General features: G+C 34.5%; 18 protein-coding genes. 10 read left to right on the top strand and 8 right to left on the bottom strand.

All coding sequences use genetic code 11. The features are described from left to right. The first annotated feature begins 45 nt into the window (after positions 1–45). On the top strand, positions 46–453 hold the full coding sequence (locus ACFOWA_RS02675; protein WP_378981520.1) for a hypothetical protein: 408 nt from the start codon (positions 46–48) through the stop codon (positions 451–453). A gap of 3 nt (positions 454–456) precedes the next feature. On the opposite strand, the gene ACFOWA_RS02670 is transcribed toward ACFOWA_RS02675, so the two are convergent. Beyond that, positions 457–1,677 (bottom strand): ABC transporter permease, encoded by a 1,221-nt coding sequence (locus tag ACFOWA_RS02670; protein WP_378981518.1) that lies wholly within the window; start codon positions 1,675–1,677, stop codon positions 457–459. 156 nt (positions 1,678–1,833) lie between these two features. Here ACFOWA_RS02670 and ACFOWA_RS02665 point away from each other — a divergent pair, with 156 nt between their 5' ends. Together ACFOWA_RS02665 and ACFOWA_RS02660 are read left to right on the top strand one after the other, a co-directional pair. Beyond that, positions 1,834–3,105, top strand: coding sequence for an exo-beta-N-acetylmuramidase NamZ family protein (locus ACFOWA_RS02665; protein WP_378981516.1), 1,272 nt, complete (start codon positions 1,834–1,836; stop codon positions 3,103–3,105). 91 nt (positions 3,106–3,196) lie between these two features. Further along, on the top strand, positions 3,197–3,403 hold the full coding sequence (locus ACFOWA_RS02660; RefSeq protein ID WP_378981514.1) for a hypothetical protein: 207 nt from the start codon (positions 3,197–3,199) through the stop codon (positions 3,401–3,403). Positions 3,404–3,456: 53 nt separating this feature from the next. Here ACFOWA_RS02660 and ACFOWA_RS02655 read toward each other — a convergent pair whose 3' ends face one another. Next, complete coding sequence (locus ACFOWA_RS02655) at positions 3,457–4,500, bottom strand: DNA topoisomerase IB (RefSeq protein WP_378981512.1); 1,044 nt, start codon at positions 4,498–4,500, stop codon at positions 3,457–3,459. An 88-nt stretch (positions 4,501–4,588) separates the two neighbouring features. Here ACFOWA_RS02655 and fmt point away from each other — a divergent pair, with 88 nt between their 5' ends. Then, positions 4,589–5,497 carry a methionyl-tRNA formyltransferase gene (gene fmt, locus ACFOWA_RS02650; RefSeq protein WP_378981510.1) on the top strand — a complete coding sequence of 303 codons (909 nt, stop codon included), beginning with the start codon at positions 4,589–4,591 and terminating at the stop codon, positions 5,495–5,497. An 81-nt stretch (positions 5,498–5,578) separates the two neighbouring features. Here fmt and ACFOWA_RS02645 read toward each other — a convergent pair whose 3' ends face one another. Both ACFOWA_RS02645 and ACFOWA_RS02640 read right to left on the bottom strand, forming a co-directional pair. Next, entirely contained in the window at positions 5,579–6,424 is an 846-nt protein-coding gene (locus ACFOWA_RS02645; protein WP_378981508.1) for an aminotransferase class IV, read from the bottom strand. A gap of 3 nt (positions 6,425–6,427) precedes the next feature. Next, positions 6,428–7,456: an RluA family pseudouridine synthase gene (locus ACFOWA_RS02640; RefSeq protein WP_378981506.1), complete on the bottom strand. Its 1,029-nt coding sequence runs from the start codon at positions 7,454–7,456 to the stop codon at positions 6,428–6,430. Between the two features lie 452 nt (positions 7,457–7,908). On the opposite strand from ACFOWA_RS02640, the gene ACFOWA_RS02635 reads away from it, so the two are divergent. From ACFOWA_RS02635 to ACFOWA_RS02625, 3 genes are all read left to right on the top strand, one after another. After that, positions 7,909–8,778 (top strand): 1-aminocyclopropane-1-carboxylate deaminase/D-cysteine desulfhydrase, encoded by an 870-nt coding sequence (locus tag ACFOWA_RS02635; RefSeq protein ID WP_378981504.1) that lies wholly within the window; start codon positions 7,909–7,911, stop codon positions 8,776–8,778. A 203-nt stretch (positions 8,779–8,981) separates the two neighbouring features. Then, positions 8,982–10,313 carry an L-lysine 6-transaminase gene (lat, locus tag ACFOWA_RS02630; protein WP_378981502.1) on the top strand — a complete coding sequence of 444 codons (1,332 nt, stop codon included), beginning with the start codon at positions 8,982–8,984 and terminating at the stop codon, positions 10,311–10,313. 2 nt (positions 10,314–10,315) lie between these two features. After that, positions 10,316–10,720 carry a hypothetical protein gene (locus ACFOWA_RS02625; RefSeq protein WP_378981500.1) on the top strand — a complete coding sequence of 135 codons (405 nt, stop codon included), beginning with the start codon at positions 10,316–10,318 and terminating at the stop codon, positions 10,718–10,720. Positions 10,721–10,989: 269 nt separating this feature from the next. On the opposite strand, the gene ACFOWA_RS02620 is transcribed toward ACFOWA_RS02625, so the two are convergent. The 4 genes from ACFOWA_RS02620 to ACFOWA_RS02605 form a co-directional block, all read right to left on the bottom strand. Next, a complete protein-coding gene (locus ACFOWA_RS02620; RefSeq protein ID WP_378981498.1) occupies positions 10,990–12,351 on the bottom strand; it encodes an acyl-CoA dehydrogenase family protein in 1,362 nt (453 codons plus the stop codon). Between the two features lie 177 nt (positions 12,352–12,528). Beyond that, complete coding sequence (bshB1, locus tag ACFOWA_RS02615; RefSeq protein WP_378981496.1) at positions 12,529–13,245, bottom strand: bacillithiol biosynthesis deacetylase BshB1; 717 nt, start codon at positions 13,243–13,245, stop codon at positions 12,529–12,531. Between the two features lie 5 nt (positions 13,246–13,250). Further along, on the bottom strand, positions 13,251–13,769 hold the full coding sequence (locus tag ACFOWA_RS02610) for a glutathione peroxidase (protein ID WP_378981494.1): 519 nt from the start codon (positions 13,767–13,769) through the stop codon (positions 13,251–13,253). 6 nt (positions 13,770–13,775) lie between these two features. Then, positions 13,776–14,390 (bottom strand): DUF4294 domain-containing protein, encoded by a 615-nt coding sequence (locus ACFOWA_RS02605; RefSeq protein WP_378981492.1) that lies wholly within the window; start codon positions 14,388–14,390, stop codon positions 13,776–13,778. A gap of 109 nt (positions 14,391–14,499) precedes the next feature. On the opposite strand from ACFOWA_RS02605, the gene ACFOWA_RS02600 reads away from it, so the two are divergent. The 3 genes from ACFOWA_RS02600 (at position 14,500) to ACFOWA_RS02590 (ending at position 18,792) form a co-directional block, all read left to right on the top strand. Continuing rightward, complete coding sequence (locus ACFOWA_RS02600) at positions 14,500–16,707, top strand: RelA/SpoT family protein (protein WP_378981490.1); 2,208 nt, start codon at positions 14,500–14,502, stop codon at positions 16,705–16,707. 258 nt (positions 16,708–16,965) lie between these two features. Beyond that, positions 16,966–17,472: a Fur family transcriptional regulator gene (locus ACFOWA_RS02595; protein WP_378981488.1), complete on the top strand. Its 507-nt coding sequence runs from the start codon at positions 16,966–16,968 to the stop codon at positions 17,470–17,472. Positions 17,473–17,511: 39 nt separating this feature from the next. Beyond that, the gene (locus ACFOWA_RS02590) at positions 17,512–18,792 is read left to right on the top strand and encodes an adenylosuccinate synthase (RefSeq protein WP_378981486.1); all 1,281 of its coding nucleotides are present in this window, start codon (positions 17,512–17,514) and stop codon (positions 18,790–18,792) included. Positions 18,793–18,843 lie beyond the last annotated feature (51 nt).

Here is an 18,843-nt window from a genome sequence, read left to right as displayed (position 1 = left end):
TTTCTAACTCCAAACCCGTTATCAAATCAAATCCTATAATTTGTTATGAAGTATTATCCCATGGTTATCATTTGCCTTTTGGCTATGACTGTTGCTTGCAAGAAAAAGCACGAAACCATAAAAGAAGTAAAAGAATTTAAAATTAATACCCCAAAAAAAGTTGCAAATGCAACATTTACGGTAATTAGTATTGTTGATAATCGCTGCCCTGAAAATATGAATTGTGTTTCACCAGGTAGTGTAAGTGTTTATTTAAAAGTTCAAGAAGATTTTGATGTACATACTTTAAAATTCTGCGTTGGAGATTGCAAGGAGATTGGCGCAATTGATGATATTATAATCAATTTATCAAACGTGAAATACGAGATTAAACTTATCAATGTTATCCCATTGCCAAATGCAACAACACCCATAGCCCCAGAATTTATTCAATTCGAAATTAGTAGAGATTAGACTTTATTTAAATCGAATTGCCTTTAATGGCGAAACTTTGCTTATCAGAAAAGAAGGCACTATTAAAACGGTTAGGCAAACTACAATTGTAATCAAATTCAGACCCAAAACATCAATAAAATGAAATTCAATTGGTGCATAAGCTAGAAAATATGATGCCTGGTTTAATTTAAAAATATGTGTTGATTGTTGAAAAAATCCTAAACCCAAACCCAGAATGTTTCCTAGCAAAAGTCCTATTCCGATTAGGTAAGCTGCATTGTAAAGGAATATTTTCATAATGCTCCAATTGCTTGCACCAAATGATTTTAACATGCCAATCATATTTGTACGTTCTAAAATCATAATTAGCAATGCTGTTACCATATTTATTACGCCAACAATAAGCATTAAAATAAGTAAAACCCTAGTATTCACATCGAGTAAACTTAACCACGTAAAAATATTTGGTATAGTTTCTTTAATAGAATACGATCTTAAGTTTTGAGGCAAATTTTCGAAAATATCATCGGCTACTGGTTTGAGTTTGTCAAAATCTTTAATCTTAATTTCAACGCCTCCAATCTGGTTAGCATTCCAGTTGTTTAATCGCTTTACAATACCCAAATTCCCTAACACAAATCCTTTATCTATATCTTCTACACCAATATCGTAAACGCCCACAATTTTAAATTTTCGCGGTCGAAGTTGATTTTGAACAAAATACATGATAAAATCATCACCAGTTTTAAGTTTTAACCTTTTAGCCGTGTAGTTGGAAATTAGCAACTCTTGCATGGCAGCAGTACTATCAGAAAAATCGATTATTGTTCCGCTAATAATATGTTGTTTAATGTAACTCCAGTTGTAGGTTTTATCTATTCCCTTAAAATTAATACCTTCTATTTCGTTATTTGCTGATAGTATTGCGGGTTTTGTAGCGAAAGGATAAAAATAATTAATATCAGGATTTGTCTTTAGCTGCTTTTCTGTTTTGGCATCTAAAACAAATGGCGAATGTTCAAATGAGTTATTTAAATCATAACGGGTAATTTGTACATCACCCTGAAAACCACGTACCTTATCTTGAATTTCTGTTTTAAATCCTTTAATAATTGCGATAGAAAGTATCATTACTGCCAGACTTAACATTACGCCAGCAATTGCTATACGTACAATGAGTTTTGAAAAAGTCCGTTCTGATTTTATGGCTATTCGCCCCGCTATGAAATATTCGAAATTCAAACTTATTAAATTAGTGAAAGCAAAAATGCTTAAATCCTTTTTAAAAATGCCATTTTTGGTAATAATTAAGTATTAGTAAAATAATCAATACTCAACTAACAACAATCAAAAAAGTGCTAAATTGTTTTATTCCTAATCAATATTAAATTTATCAAAATGAAAATATGCATCGGCCTTGCTTTAATAAGCTTAATTTCCCTTTCTGCCTGCGGACAAGAGCAAAAACCTCTAGCCAACCAGATTGGTGATAAAGCACCTGCAAATCGTAAAGTTTTAATAAAAGATAATTTAAAATTACCTACTTCTATTAAAACAGGTGCAGAGCAAACTGAAAAATATTTGCCTTTGCTAAAAGGTAAACGTGTGGGCATGGTGGTGAATAACACATCAATAATTGGCAAACAAACCTCGGTTGATAGTTTAGTAAAACGTGGTGTAAAAATCGAAAGGATATTTGGCCCAGAGCATGGTTTTAGAGGCGCTGCAAGTGCCGGGATAAGTGTAAGTGATGAAATTGATCAAAAAACGGGCATTAAAGTAATTTCTTTATATGGCAAACATAGTACTCCTACTGCTGAAGATTTAAGCGGTATTGATGTAATGATTTTTGATATACAAGATGTTGGCGTTCGTTTTTACACCTACATAAATACCTTACAGCACGTTATGGAAGCTTGTGCTGCAAACAATAAAGAGCTTATAATTTTCGACCGGCCAAATCCTAATGGTTACTTAATTGATGGACCAATTTTAGACCCAAAATTTAAATCGGGCATTGGCATACAACCAATTCCTATAGCACACGGTTTAACCGTTGGCGAATATGCACAAATGCTTAATGGCGAAGGTTGGTTAAAGGATAAGGTTAAATGCAAAATTACCGTTATCAAAAATGAAAACTACAACCACGATATGGAATATACTTTGCCTGTTAAACCATCTCCAAATTTAAACACGCAGCAAGCCATTTTGCTATATCCAAGCACTTGCCTTTTTGAAGGAATTTACCTTAATCATGGTCGGGGTACGCAGTTTCCGTTTACAGTAATTGGTGCACCGTATTTAAAAGGGATTTATGATTTCTCTTACACACCAACCGGAATAAAAGGAATGGCAGAAACTCCAATTTTTAAAGATCAGGTTTGTTATGGTATTGATTTAAGGAATTACGATACCAATATCTTAAGAAAAAATAAAAGAATAAACTTAAGCTGGGTAATTGATTTATACAAAGCATCGCCAAAAAAGGAAGACTTTTTTAACTCTACATTAAGTAATCAAACTATGCCTGTAGAAAGATTAATTGGTGTTGCAGATTTCAGAAAGCAAGTTATTGCTGGTAAAACAGAGGATGAAATAAGAGCAAGTTGGGAACCAGGCTTATCTGCTTATAAAACTATGCGAAAAAAATATCTGCTTTATAAATAATCAGTTGTTCTTTAATAATTATGACGAAACAATAGTTTAAATAATCGTGTTGTTAGTTAATAAGAATAATAATATTATTAACAATTTACTTATGAGCGGACCAAAGAAAACTAATGATAATCCTGGTAGCAATTATCAGGAAGAAGTACCTAAAGGAAGAGAACCTGTTGATAATAAAACGGTCAGAAAACCTAATGATAGTTCACCGAAAAAACCTGTTAAAACTGAAAATCCGGCTGAACAAAGAGAAAACGAAGAACAACCAGTTCATTCTATAAAAAAAGCACCTAAAGAATAATGTTTTAATGTTTACTTAGCGCCAAACTATTGGCTCTAAGTAAATATATCACTTTACTTGCTACCAGTAGCTTTCAAAAACGATAACATTACTTTTTCATCGTGTTCGTAACCTAATTTCTCGACGGCTTTCTTGTTATTCATTTTCTTCATGAACTTTTCAAGTTCATTATTCTCGTAAGCCGTTATTAGCAATGGATAAACATAAGAGCTTTTACAAACTGCTCTAGTGTTTCCTAATTTCTTTGCCACACAATCAAGTACATTTACTACAGTTTTCTTTGTATTTAAGTTTACACCATCTGCCGCACATTTAGAGAATTGGCGTAAAGCCTCCAATGTTCCACCCCATGTTCGGAAATCCTTTGCAGTAAAATCATTTCCGGTAAGTTCTTTAATGTAATTGTTTATTTTACCAGAATCGATGCTCTTATGCTCTTTACCATTTGAATAAAACTGAAATAAATCCTGACCAGGAATATCACGACATTTTTTTACCAGATTAGCTAAGGTCCTATCATTGAGTTCAACATTCTGCCTCACTCCTTTTTTTCCTATAAAATCGATGTTGATTTTACTTCCGTTTATTTTAACATGTTTATCTCTTAGCGTAGTTAAGCCAAAAGTCCCGTAAAGCTGTTTATAATTCTCATTACCAATCCTAATTAAAGTTTTTTGAAGCACATCGACTGAAATAGCCAGTACTTTTCGCTCATCAAATTCTTTGCGTTTTAAATCTTTCGCAAGCTTTTTTCTGGCTTCGGGTAATGCTTTACCGAACTCATACAACCTGTAATATTTATCTTCCGAGCGGCGACTGGTCCACTTTGCGTGGTACCGATATTGTTTTCTGCCTGCAGCATCAATTCCTGTTACCTGTAAATATGCATTTGGTTTATTAGCAATCCACACATTTTGCCATGCAGGCGGAATCACCAATGCTTTTATTCTATCAAGATGTTTTTGATCTGTTATTTTGTTACCCTTTTTATCCTCATAATAAAATTTATTTGGACTACCCTTTCGGTAAATCCCTGGCATAGCATCGGTTACATAAACCAATCCGCTTGCTTTAACAACTTCTTCGCCTTGTACCATTTTAACCTTTAAGGATGATTTAATTTTAGTTATTTTGCAAAACTTAACGCAACAACCTACGTTGATTTTAGAAACACAACATATCGAAATGAAAATAGTTTTTATGGGTACGCCCGATTTTGCAGTAGCTTCTTTAGCTGCCTTACAGCAAGCTGGTTTTAATATTGTTGCGGTTGTTACGGCTCCAGATAAACCTGCTGGTCGTGGACAAAAGTTAAATGAAAGCGCTGTAAAATTGTATGCATTAGAACATCAGATTCCGGTTTTGCAGCCAGAGAAACTTAAAAATCCTGATTTTTTAGCTGAATTAAAATCGTATCAAGCCGATTTACAAGTTGTGGTTGCATTTAGAATGTTGCCCGAAGTTGTGTGGAATATGCCACCAAGAGGAACTATCAATTTACATGGCTCGTTATTACCACAATATAGGGGTGCCGCACCAATAAATCATGCCATAATTAACGGGGAAAAAGAAAGTGGGGTAACAACGTTTTTCTTAACTCACGAAATAGATACCGGAGATATTATCTTGAGTGATAGCATTGACATTGGTAATGACGAAACTGCAGGAGAATTGCACGATAAACTGATGGATTTAGGTGCTAAACTTTTAGTTAAAACGGTAACGGCAATAGCACAAAATAATGTTTCAGAGCAACCACAACCCCAGACCGAAGAACTTAAACATGCACCGAAAATATTTAAGGATGATTGTAAAGTAAATTGGAACAATAATACGCAAGAGGTATACAATTTAATTAGAGGTTTAAGCCCCTACCCAACAGCTTTTACTATTTTAAACGATAAAACACTTAAAGTTTTTAAAGCAGAATTAGAGCTTAAAGAACCTGGAATAGCAGCCGGAGGCTTTTTAACTGATGGAAAAACTTTCCTGAAGTTCGCAACAAAGGATGGCTTTATTAAGCTTTTAGATATACAATATGAAGGAAAAAAGAGAATGCAAATCGCAGATTTTTTAAGAGGAATTAGATTGTAATTAACGAATTGTTAATTAAATTTATTGCTGACTGTTATGTTAATTGATAATTGTTTACTGTTAACTATTGATTGCCAACTATCAAACGCTAATGCCATTCAATTTTTCTATCAAAAATTTAGAAACTTCATTAAAATAACGCTTTCTACCATAGCCCATCACCCATTGAATTCCTTGGGTAGCATTTGTTATAAAAACCTCTTCAGCTTCATTTAATATTTCAGGATTTATCTGTGCTTCTATCAATGTCATATCGTTTATTCTAGCCAACTGCATTATTGTTGTCCGCATTACACCACCAATGCAACCTTCTGTTAAGGCAGGTGTATATAGTTGATTATTGTAAACCACAAAAACATTTGCACTCATACTTTCACATAAAAAACCATTTTGATTTAATATCATGGCTTCATCTAACCGATTTTGGCTTTTAAAGATTCCAGCCATTACATACAATAACGAATTCGAAGTTTTATAATTCGATAACTTATCAACTGATTTAGTCATTTCATCAAAAACATCGATAATTAGACCTTTGGTATTCAGTTCATATCGATTGCTTCCTAACTGTATTCCTTCTAATACATAGCCAACTTTATTATTTTCTGGTGTATAAACTCCAGCACCATCACGATATACAGAAAGTCGAAATCGCACATTACCATTCCAACGGTTTTTCTTTACTAAATCGGTAGTTTTTTGTCTTAAGAAATACTCATCCATCAATGCATGCCCATCCATTTTCAACGCCTTCATGCCCGAAACTAACCTATCAGCATGCAGTTCTGCGAATTGAAGTTTATTGTTAATCATCCTCATGCTTTCAAAAAGGCCATCGCCAAATTTAAAGCCTCTATTCGATGCAACTAAAACTGGAGTGTCAACTAAATGATATTCATCATTAAATAAAAGGTATTTATGAGACATATTTTATGATGCGGCGATATAATTTTCCCATTTGTTTAACGCAGCTTTAAAATCTGCTGGCAATGGAGCTTCGAAATAAATATAATCTTTAGTTGTAGGATGAATAAAACCTAAACTTTGGGCGTGTAAAGCCTGTCTTGGTAATAATTCAAAGCAATTTTCTACAAACTGTTTATACTTATTAAACGTAGTTCCTTTTAAAATCTTATCACCACCATACATTGCATCGTTAAACAGCGGGCGCCCAATGTGTTGCATATGTGCTCTTATTTGATGCGTTCGCCCGGTTTCCAATTCGCAACTAATTAAAGTAACATAGCCTAAGCGTTTTAAAACTCTATAATGTGTTACAGACCATTTTCCTTTATCTTCTTCGTCATATACATCCATCACACGGCGATCTTTTAAGCTTCTACCAATGTAACCCGATACCGTTCCATCATTTTCAATATCGCCCCAAACCAAAGCAATGTATTTTCTGGTGATGCTGTGATCAAAAAACTGTCGAGCCAAAAGCGTTATAGATTTTTCATTCTTACTTACCAGCAACAAGCCCGATGTATCTTTATCAATTCGATGTACCAAACCTGGGCGACCATCATTCCCTGGTAATTGCGGCAATTTTTCGAAATGGAAAGCCAAGGCATTAACTAAAGTACCGGTATAATTGTTAAAACCAGGATGTACAACCATGCCTGCAGCCTTATTTACAAGCAACAAATCATTATCCTCATAAATAATTTCTATAGGTAAATCTTCTGGATAAACTTCTGTATCGCGTGGCGGATGAGGTAAAACGATAGAAATTTCATCAAGTGGTTTTACTTTATAGCTTGATTTTATCTGTTTTTGATTAACTAGAACATTTCCCGCATCAATAGCATTTTGGATTCGATTTCGGGAAGCATTTTCAATTCGTATCATCAAAAATTTATCAATCCTGAGCATCGACTGCCCTTTATCAACTATGATTTTTAAATGCTCGTATAATTCCTGTTCCTCCGTTTCCTGTACGTCTATCTCATTTTCCATGCTGCAAAAATAAACTTTTAAGACTTAGGTTTTTCGACTCATTTTACATTTCCGCAAAACAGTATTATATTTGCATGCTCAATAAAAAATAAATTAACGCCTTAAAAAAATCGCCTATAAAAAAACAAACATAAAACCCATCTCACTAAACCTCCTCTTTTTTGGTGATACATTTTAACTTATGATACAATTCACTTTGAAATAAATTGAGCTGTACTGATATTAACTTAGTATTAACGAATAATAAAATTTGCGTCTTTTTATAATGTTGGCTTATTTTTTGCACAACAAATAGTACCTAATGAATAATTTTATGAAAAACTTTACTCAAAATGTCAAAATTGTTCTTAATTTCTTTCCCTATTTGGTAAGAAAGATATATTTTAAGTAACGCCTTACTCAAAAAGAACAAAAAAACACTTGCAAATAGCAGGTGTTTTTTATTTTTACACGTGTTTGAAAAACTATACAGTCCGGTAGAAAAGCTAAAAATAGCTGCTTTTGACAATTTATTTGTTAAACGTGATGATTTAATAGACCCATATATTTCTGGCAATAAATGGCGTAAACTAAAGTACATTTTAGCTAAAGCAAAAGCCGAGAATAAAAATCACCTGGTAACATTTGGTGGCGCATACTCAAATCACTTGGTAGCTACTGCTGCAGCCGCATCACGGTCTGGTCTAAAATCAACAGCATTTGTACGGGGAGAAAAAGTAAAAAATGAAATGCTTTTACTTTGTGAACTGTTCGGCATGCAACTTATTTTTACAGATAGGGTATCGTACAAGGATAAGTCTGCATTATTCGAACAACATTTTAAAACTGATTCAAATGCATGTTTTATTGATGAAGGTGGTGCTAGTGCTGAAGCTGTAATAGGCTGTTCAGAAATTATTGATGAGCTTACCGATGTTTACGACCATATTTTTTGTGCCGCCGGAACAGGAACAACGGCAGCAGGTTTACTTAAAGGTATTGTAAAAAATGATTTAAAAACAAAACTGCATGTAGTTCCCGTACTAAAAAACGGTTTTTTTATAAAAGATGAAATATCAAAATATATTTCTGATACTGAAAATCTTATACTACACACCAACTATCATTTTGGTGGTTACGCGAAAACCACTCCCGAACTTTTCAAATTCATTAAAGAATTTACAGCACATACAGGTTTGTTAATAGATCCGGTTTACACATCTAAAATGTTCTATGCAATAAATGATTTAATTCAAAGTAAAACAATCAAACCTGATGAAAAAATCCTGGCAATACACACAGGTGGCTTGCTTGGTATTTTCGGAATGATGGATAAATTTTAGCGCTTATAAATTAGGATTCGCACAAAATCGGGCTGCTTTTGAGGCAAAAAGTTTTCCACATGTGTGTAGTCTAATTACCCATTTTGTCTATAATCATACTTTAAACAGTTTAAACCTATTTTTTGCTTATCAGTTCAAAAAGCCCTTAAAATTGGTATTCAGCCACATTTTTGTAAATTTGAAATATACCAATAAGCAATTTTATGTATCAATTAACAGTACCTGCAAATCAAGTTAATGAATCTCTAAACAAGCACATTTTAGCTGATGGCTTTGATCTAACTTATGATATGGAGAAAAGTAACGGTGCTTATATCTACGATTCTAAATACAATAGAACTTTGCTGGATTTTTTTACTTGCTTCGCATCTGTACCCTTAGGTTACAATCACCCGAAAATGGTTAATGATGAGGCTTTTAAGAAAAACCTACTACTTGCCGCTATGGCAAATCCATCAAATTCTGATGTTTATACACAACAATATGCCCAATTTGTAGAAACTTTTGCCCAAACGGGAATTCCTGAATATTTACCCCACGCCTTTTTCATCGCAGGTGGTGCCTTAGCTGTAGAAAATGCCATTAAAGTAGCAATGGATTGGAAAGTACAAAAGAACTTTGCTAAAGGCTATAAAGAGGAGAAAGGATTTAAAGTTTTGCATTTCGAGAAAGCTTTTCATGGCAGAACAGGTTACACTTTAAGTTTAACCAATACATTACCCGATAAAACAAAATGGTATGCAAAATTTGATTGGCCTAGGGTAAGTACTCCCGAAGTTAAATTCCCATTACAAGGTGAGCACCTGGATAAAGCTATTCATTCAGAAGAATTATCAGTTGCACAGGTGAAGCAGGCATTTGCTGATTTCAAGGATGATATTTGTGCAATTATTATTGAGCCTATTCAATCAGAAGGTGGTGATAATCACTTACGCGAAGAGTTTTTAGTTCAATTAAAAGAAATTGCTGATGAAAATGAAGCTTTCTTAATTTACGATGAGGTACAAACAGGTGTTGGCTTAACAGGAAAATTTTGGTGTCACCAGCACTTTAGCGAAAAAGCCAGACCAGATATAGTTGCCTTTGGAAAAAAGATGCAGGTTTGTGGAATTTTAGTAGGCCATAAAGTAGATGAGGTTGAAACTAACGTATTCAAAATCCCTAGCCGGATAAACTCAACTTGGGGTGGAAACTTAGTTGACATGGTTCGTTCTACTCAGATTTTACAGATTATTGAGGAAGATAGACTTTGCGAAAATGCGACCAATGTTGGAAACTATCTTCATGATAATTTAAAAGGGTTTGCCAATAAGTTTGATAAAATGAGCAATGTTAGAGGTCGCGGATTACTTTGTTCTTTTGACTTCCCGAATAAAGAAATGAGAAATGAATTTATAGCTAAAGGACTGGAACACAATGTAATGTTTTTAGGTTGTGGCAGCCAAACCATTCGCTTTCGTCCGGCACTTTGTATCGAACAAAAACATATTGACGAAGGCTTGACTGTTATGGAAAAAATATTGCCTCAATTGTAAGCATGAATAGAAAATTCCTAATTTATTTTATAACTGCAGGCATATTAGTTTTAGTTTACTTTATGATTAGAGATACGCTAAATCAACCCGGGGTTGATGATATGAAAGCTGGTTTTAAAGAGGTATCAAAATATAGAAATGCCAATAATACTGGCCCAATACAACGAGTTTATGTAGTCACCGTAAAAGATACGCTTTGGAGAGAACTCGAAGATTATGGCAACTTAATGCCTCATACAAAATATGGAAATACTAAAGTTTACTACTTTTTAGAAGGTAAAAATGTGCCTCAAGTTTTACACCCAGGGAATGTGAATTTTGATAAATCTTATAACAGATTTTGTTTAGCACTTTACGAAAAAAGCGCTATGAGTCAGGTAGTTTTTAACAAAAAGCCGTTTAATTAAAGATCGTAACCGATTTTTAAACAAAGTTTATATAAAGGTTTACCATTTTACAGCAATGCTTTCACTTCTTCATTTTCCATGGAGGTTGCTTTAAATGCGATATCGCTCGGAGCCATCCCCTCGAATCTAAACCTGATTGGAGCGGCAGCCCCCGATTTTTCATCGGGGCTATAGCGAAAAGCAGGGCTAAAGTAACCGAAAGGTACTGAAACCTGATTTTCCAGAAACAAAAATTACTAATGAACTTTAATATTCAACTTAATTGATTTCTATACAAAAGCCGAAAATCCTGTTATAGCTCTTCCTACGATTAATGTGTTTATTTCTTTTGTTCCTTCGTAAGAATAAATTGCTTCTGCATCGGCAACAAAACGGGCAACATTATATTCTAACAATATCCCGTTTCCTCCCATAACTTCCCTGGCCTTACTTACAACATCTCTAGTTCTTAACGAACAAAATACTTTAGCTAGGGATGCATGTTCATCTTTCAGCAAGCCTTGATCTTGCAATTGCGATAATCGGAAACATAAAGTTTGCATAGCCGTTAAATTCGATAACATTTCTACCAAATGATTTTGAATAAGTTGGAAAGATGCGATTGGTTTTCCAAATTGTTTTCTGGTTCTGGTATATTCCAATGCGTTTTCATAAGCACCACGAGCGCAGCCAACGGCCTGCCAAGCCACCCCTGCCCTTGTCATTCTTAAAACTTTAGCGGTATCCTTAAAACTGTTGGCATTTTGTAATCTATCAGGTTCATGAACTTCGCAATCGGTTAATGTAATAATACCATTCTGAACAATACGAAGCGCCATCTTATCTTTCATTTTTTCTACCGCAAAACCAGGATTATCTTTCTTTACAATAAAACCTTTCACTTCATCATCATCCACATCTCTCGCCCAGATGATTAAAATATCGGCGAAGGTGGCATTGCCGATCCACTTTTTCTGACCATTTAAAATCCATTTATCTCCAACCTTTTTGCATGTAGTTGTTAATCCACCAGCTGCAGCAGAACCTACTTCAGGTTCGGTTAATCCAAAAGCACCAATAATTTTGAACTGCTGCATTAATGGTAACCATTGCTGCTTCTGTTCTTCAGAACCACAAAGATAAATTGAACCCATAGCCAAACCACTTTGCACACCAAAAAAGGTAGAAATTGAGGTATCTATTCTTGCCATTTCCATAGCTAAAATACCTTCCATTAAATTAGATTTTCCCGGACAACCATAGCCTTTGTATGTTAATCCACATATATTTAATTCAGCTAGTTTGGGGATGATTTCAAATGGAAATTCTGCTTTATTCCAATAATCATTAACGATAGGCTTCACTTCTTTTTCTAAAAAAGCTCGAACTTTTAATTGTAATGCCCGTTCCTCATCTTTTAAAGCCTCTTCACCTAGATGATAAAAATCACCTTCGATGGGCGGTAATTCTCTTTCCGTTCTATTGCCACCTGCCATTTTCATCATACCCGACAATTGTTTTTCGTCGAGGTTTGATATGGTTTCTACCATTTTAGGAATATCAACTTTTTTGGATAATGCTTCAAGCTTATCAAAATCTAAATGCTTAAATAAATTATAAGCACCTTTTAAAGATGTGAATATGTTTGCCATTATTATTCGTTTTTAGAATAACAAACAACTTTAGATTTTGTTGAGGATGTTCACCATCAGAGGAAATATGAGATAGAACTGACTAGCTAAAATGTCTTAGGTGGTAGAACATATTACTTTTTTACCACCTAAGAGATCCAGGCCGATACTAAATAAAGTGTTTCAGGTGACGAAAAATCATCTTAAGTCAAATAAATTATCAACACCTAGAAGTTTTCTTGAAGTAAAACCTTCACCAAAAGTTGCACCAATACTTTTACCAAATTCTCTGGAGCGACCAATCATGCTTTCAAAAAATTCAGGAGAGGAAATATATGTGTCTAATCCTTCTACCTCGGGGTTATAAAACTGGGTTTTAAATGCTTGGATAGATTTTATTTTAACATCCATGTGCTCCGTAATATCTACTATCACATCTGGCTTTAAATATCTGTCTTGTATGTATTGCAATAATAATCTTGGCCGATGGGCATTTTGATTTTGTCCATCAATCTCAGTTTCTATTTTTGGTAAGCCAGATAAAAAAACAGAATCATAAACTAAATCTCCCGCCCTACCATGGTCGGGATGGCGATCTTCTAATGCATTACTTAATATAATTTCTGGTTGATATTTTCTAATAACTTTAATTACTTCTAGCCTATGCTGCTCGTCATTTTGAAAAAATCCGTCTCTAAACTTCAGATTTTCTCTGGCATGCAAACCTAAAATTTTGGCTGAATCAGCTGCTTCTTCACCTCTGGTTTCGGCTGTACCTCTTGTGCCCAATTCACCTCTGGTTAAATCTACTATACCAACTTTTTTACCTAAAGCAATGTGTTTTAAAATGGTTCCCGAACAGCAAAGTTCTGCATCATCAGGATGAACGGCTATGACTAAAATATCTAATTTCATTAATTTTATTTGGTCGTGTTTTGCTCTAAAAGGCGGAGAATCTTCTTTTTTAATTTAGCACTTAGTGGTTTGGTAAAAGGGAAAAAATAATCTTCCACCTCACCTTTTTTATTTATCAAATATTTATGAAAGTTCCATCTCGGAACGGAGTTAATTTTGGTATTTAATTTTTTATCACTCAAAAATTGATAAAGAGGGTGTGCATGTGCGCCTCTAACCATAATCTTCTCAAATACCGGAAATTTAACGCCATGATTTATTTCGCAAAAAGAAGATAAATCATTACCGCTTAGTGGTTCTTGCTTTCCAAAATCATTTGTTGGGAAACCGAGAATCTCAAAATCAGGATGATTAATTTCGTTTTTTAACTGCTGTAATTCGCCAAGCTGTGGCGTAAAACCACATTCGGATGCGGTATTGACAATTAGAATTACTTTATTTCTGTAAGCTGATAAGAGTTGATCTTCACCATTAATCTTTTTCACTTTAAATGAATAAATATTCGGAATACTCTCCTTCATCATTAATGGTTATTGATAAAAACCCGAAGTTCGGATAATGGATTCGATATCGCGGTCTTCATCTTTATTGTATGTGCTTTTTAAATTATGACCAACAACACGGGCAACAATTTGATAAGAAAAAGCTGCAAATCCACCTTTAGTTTGCTTAACAATATCATAAGTGGTGCGACCAACTTCTCTATCAATCAGTTTAGTTAAGATCTGGCCTTGAGTTATAGTCAAATCTTTAATCTCTCGATTAAACATGTCTTTTATTTCATTATCACATTGCTTAACTAATGCTTTCTGTTGCTTCTTTTCTGGAGCTGTTAACAAATCGCGTTCTAATTGTTCGTACCTACGTTTAGCGAAAAGTGCATAAGGCATAACTTTTAACACATTGTATCGCAATCGATTATATGCTGCTTGCTCTGCTGGCGATTTCCATTTTCTTGCTGCGAAAATAGACACCTCGTTTAGTTGCATCCAGGGAATCATTACACCATTATCATTTGTAGAGCCAACTTTAATGGTATCTGCCTTACCCAATTTAGGAAAAACAGGTGCAGTATATTCCTGGGCTTTCAGCGAAATGCCGAAAATCATTACAATTAACAGAAAAAATAGCCCTTTAAAATTCATAAATTTATACTTTACAAAGTTAGGTGTTATTTCATATATTAGAAGTTTAAGACAACTAATATAAGTTTTATTAGATAATAAGACGCAATTTTTTACGCAAAAAATACAAATGAAAATAGAGTTAGTAATTGATTTAGAGGCAGAAAAACAAGAAATACTTAAAAGATATAGAGCACTGTTGCGGGCGAGCAAATCTACTTTACAAAAAGGCGATAAAAAAGAAATTCGGAAGGCATTTGATATGGCCTTAGAAAGCCATAAAGACATGCGTCGAAAATCTGGCGAGCCATATATTTACCATCCAATTGCGGTAGCACAAATTGCAGCAGAAGAAATAGGCTTGGGTACAACATCTATCGTTTGTGCCCTATTGCATGATGTAGTGGAAGATACGGACATCACTTTAGAAGATATTGAACGAGAATTCGGCAAAAAAACCGCTAAAATTATTGATGGTTTAACTAAAATTTCGGGTGTTTTTGATACCAATAGCTCTCTCCAAGCCGAAAATTTTAGGAAAATGCTACTTACCCTGGCCGATGATGTAAGGGTAATTTTAATTAAGCTGGCAGATAGATTGCACAACATGCGTACTATGGATTTTATGCCCCGCCATAAACAATTAAAAATCGCATCAGAAACCATTTATTTATATGCCCCACTCGCACATCGCCTTGGTTTATACGCAATAAAATCAGAACTCGAAGATCTTTCCATGAAATATCTTGAACCTGAAACCTATAAGTTTATTGCAAAAAAATTAAACGAAAAGAAGACTGAACGAAACATGTTCATCAAAAAGTTTGTAGAACCAATTGATGAAATTGTACACGAACAAGGTTTGGAGGCAGACGTTTATGGGCGACCAAAATCTATCCATTCCATTTGGAATAAGATGAAAAAGAAAAATATCCCTTTTGAAGAGGTATATGATCTTTTTGCCATCAGGATTATTTTAGATAGCGCTTACGAAAACGAAAAGGCAGATTGCTGGAAAGCTTATTCTATAGTTACAGATTTATATCGCCCAAACCCGGACAGGTTACGCGATTGGGTTTCTTCTCCAAAGGGAAATGGCTATGAATCGCTGCATACTACTGTAATGGGCCCACGTGGACAATGGGTTGAAGTGCAAATTCGTACACAACGAATGAATGAAATTGCAGAAAAAGGGTTTGCGGCACATTGGAAATACAAGGAATCTAGCAATGATAACGGTTTGGATCAATGGATTCAAAAGGTGCGAGAAATGCTAAACAATCCAGAAGCTAATGCTTTAGATTTTTTGGATGATTTCAAAATGAACCTTTTCTCTGACGAGATTTTTATTTTCACGCCAAAAGGTGCTTTAATTCAGTTGCCTTTGGGTGCAACAGCGCTCGATTTTGCTTTTGAAATTCATACTGGCGTTGGTGCAACATGTATTGGCGCCAAAGTAAACCATAAATTGGTGCCCATTTCGTATAAATTACAAAATGGCGATCAGGTTGAGATTATTACTTCGAGCAAGCAAACGCCAAAAGAAGACTGGCTTAATGTTGTGGTTACGGCGAAAGCTAAATCAAAAATTAAATCATCCTTAAAAGAAGAGAAAAGAAAAATAGCAGAAACCGGCAAAGAGATATTAGAACGTAAATTAAAATCGTTAAAAATTACTTACAATACCGATAATCTACAAAAGATAAGCTATTTCTTTAAACTACCATCTACACAAGAATTATTCGTAAATGTTGCTTTAGGTAAAATCGAACTGAAGGATATTAAAGAATATTTATCGAGTGAAAAAGAAGTAGAAACCCGTGGACCAGAACGCCCTGAAAATTTAACCGAAGATATGGTTAAAACAAAAATGAAGGGTGCAGAAAATGATATTTTATTAATAGGCGAAGACTTACAAAAAATTGATTACACGCTTGCAGCATGTTGTAACCCAATTCCTGGCGATGATGTTTTTGGCTTTGTAACTGTAAGCGAAGGCATAAAAATACACCGTACCAATTGCCCTAATGCCACCCAATTAATGTCTAATTATGGCTATCGCATTGTAAAGGCAAAATGGAACAAACAACAAGAACTAACATTTCTAACTGGTTTACGTATTGTTGGTATCGATGATGTTGGTTTAATTAATAACATCACCCGAGTAATATCAACTGATTTTAAAGTTAATATGCGTTCCATTACAGTTGATACAAATGAAGGGATTTTTGATGGTTCGATAATGATATTTGTTAATGATACAGAGCATCTTGAAAATCTGATTAAAAACTTATTAAAAGTTAAAGGCGTTACCGGGGTAACCAGGTTTGACGCGTAGGGATGATCGAAAATGGATTAGGGACGATGGATTTAGATGTTATTATGTTGAAAGGCTTAATTTGATAAATATTTAAGCTAAATATTTTTATCCAATCATTACGTCAACCAAAAAAGGGCTAAAAAAACTCATAACTGGTAACTAGTAACCGTAACTGATAATTGGCAACCTTCAACTGCTTACTTATTACAACATTTCAACAATAGAAAGTTATAACAATCCAACAATTTAACTACCTTTGAACGGAGTTTAAAAACTATGTCTGAACAAAAAACAAATGAGCTGGTTCGCAAGATTTTTGAAGCTTATTTAGAGAACAAAAATCTGCGTAAAACACCGGAACGTTTCGCGATATTAGAAGAAATCTACTCTCGAAACGACCATTTTGATGTTGAAACCCTCTACATCCACATGAAAAACCAAAAGTATCGTGTAAGTCGAGCTACGGTTTACAACACCTTAGAACTTCTGGTTTCATGCGATTTGGTTACTAAACATCAGTTTGGTAAAAACATGGCTCAGTTTGAGAAATCTTACGGCTATCGCCAGCACGACCATGTAATTTGTATAGAATGCGGTAAAGTTGTAGAATTTTGCGACCCTCGTATTCATCAAATTCAAACCATGGTTGGCGATTTGTTGAAATTTGATGTAAAACACCATTCTTTAAATCTTTATGGCTTTTGTTCTGATTGCAGTATGGCCAGAAAAGTAAGCGAAAGCGCAACAGTAACTGCCGCTAAAGCAAAATTAGAAGCAAATTAAATCAATCCAAAAAAATAAAATAAGCTTAATTTTTTAATAATGACGCAAGTAGATGTACTTCTCGGCCTGCAATGGGGTGATGAAGGAAAGGGAAAAATTGTTGATGTTCTTAGTCCGAAATATGATCTTATTGCCCGTTTTCAGGGTGGTCCGAATGCAGGACATACGCTAGAATTCGATGGCAAAAAGTTTGTTTTAAATACCATCCCATCAGGAATTTTTAACGAAAAAACCATGAACCTTATTGGTAATGGTGTAGTTATCGACCCAATTATTTTAAAAAGAGAGTTAGATAATCTTAAAAAAGCTGGTCACGACCCGGTAGCCGATGGCAAATTAGTGATTGCCCGTAAAGCACACTTAATTTTACCCACCCATCAACTTTTGGATGCAGCTAATGAAGCCAGAATGGGTAAAAATAAAATTGGATCTACGCTAAAAGGAATTGGCCCAACATATATGGATAAAACCGGACGTAATGGTTTACGTGTTGGCGATACTACCCTTCCTGATTTTAAAGATCGTTATAAAAAATTAGTTGAAAAACACACCGAAATTCTTTCTCATTACGGGGGTTTTGAATATGAATTAGCAGAAAAAGAAGCATCGTTTTTTGAAGCGATTGAATTCTTAAAAACAATTCCACACGTTGATAGTGAGCATTTTGTTAATGGTTACTTAAAAGAAGGAAAAGCTGTTTTAGCTGAAGGTGCCCAAGGAACATTGTTGGATGTTGATTTTGGTTCATATCCATTTGTAACATCAAGTAATACTACTACGGCTGGTGCTTGTACCGGTTTAGGCATTGCACCAAATAAAGTAGGTGCTGTTTATGGCATTTTTAAAGCGTATTGCACTCGTGTTGGTGGTGGTCCGTTTCCAACTGAGTTAGACAATGAAGTTGGTGAAAACCTTCGCCAGATTGGTCATGAATTTGGTGCAACAACTGGCCGTGCTCGCCGTTGCGGATGGATAGATTTACCAGCATTAAAATATGCCATCATGTTAAACGGAGTTACAGAATTAATTATGATGAAAGCAGATGTTTTAGATGGCTTTGATACTATTTATGCTTGTACACACTATGAATATAACGGCGAAACTATCGATTACATGCCTTATGATATTATTTCAATAGAGCCAAAACCCGTTTTAAAAGCAATTGATGGCTGGGAAACTGATGTGACTAAAATTACTACTGTTGATGAAATTCCGACTAAACTTACTGCATATATCGAATTTTTAGAAAAGGAGTTAGAAGTGCCTATTAAATACCTTTCGGTTGGACCAGATAGAGCACAGACATTAATATTGGATTAAAATTATTTAGAAAATACTATCAAAAGCAACCTTTGTCGGGTTGCTTTTTTT

Source organism: Pedobacter lithocola (assembly GCF_042650845.1).
Taxonomy (GTDB): Bacteria; Bacteroidota; Bacteroidia; order Sphingobacteriales; family Sphingobacteriaceae; genus Pedobacter; species Pedobacter lithocola.
The sequence above is the reverse complement of the archived record's forward strand: the minus strand, read 5'-3'. Positions and strand labels throughout refer to the sequence as shown.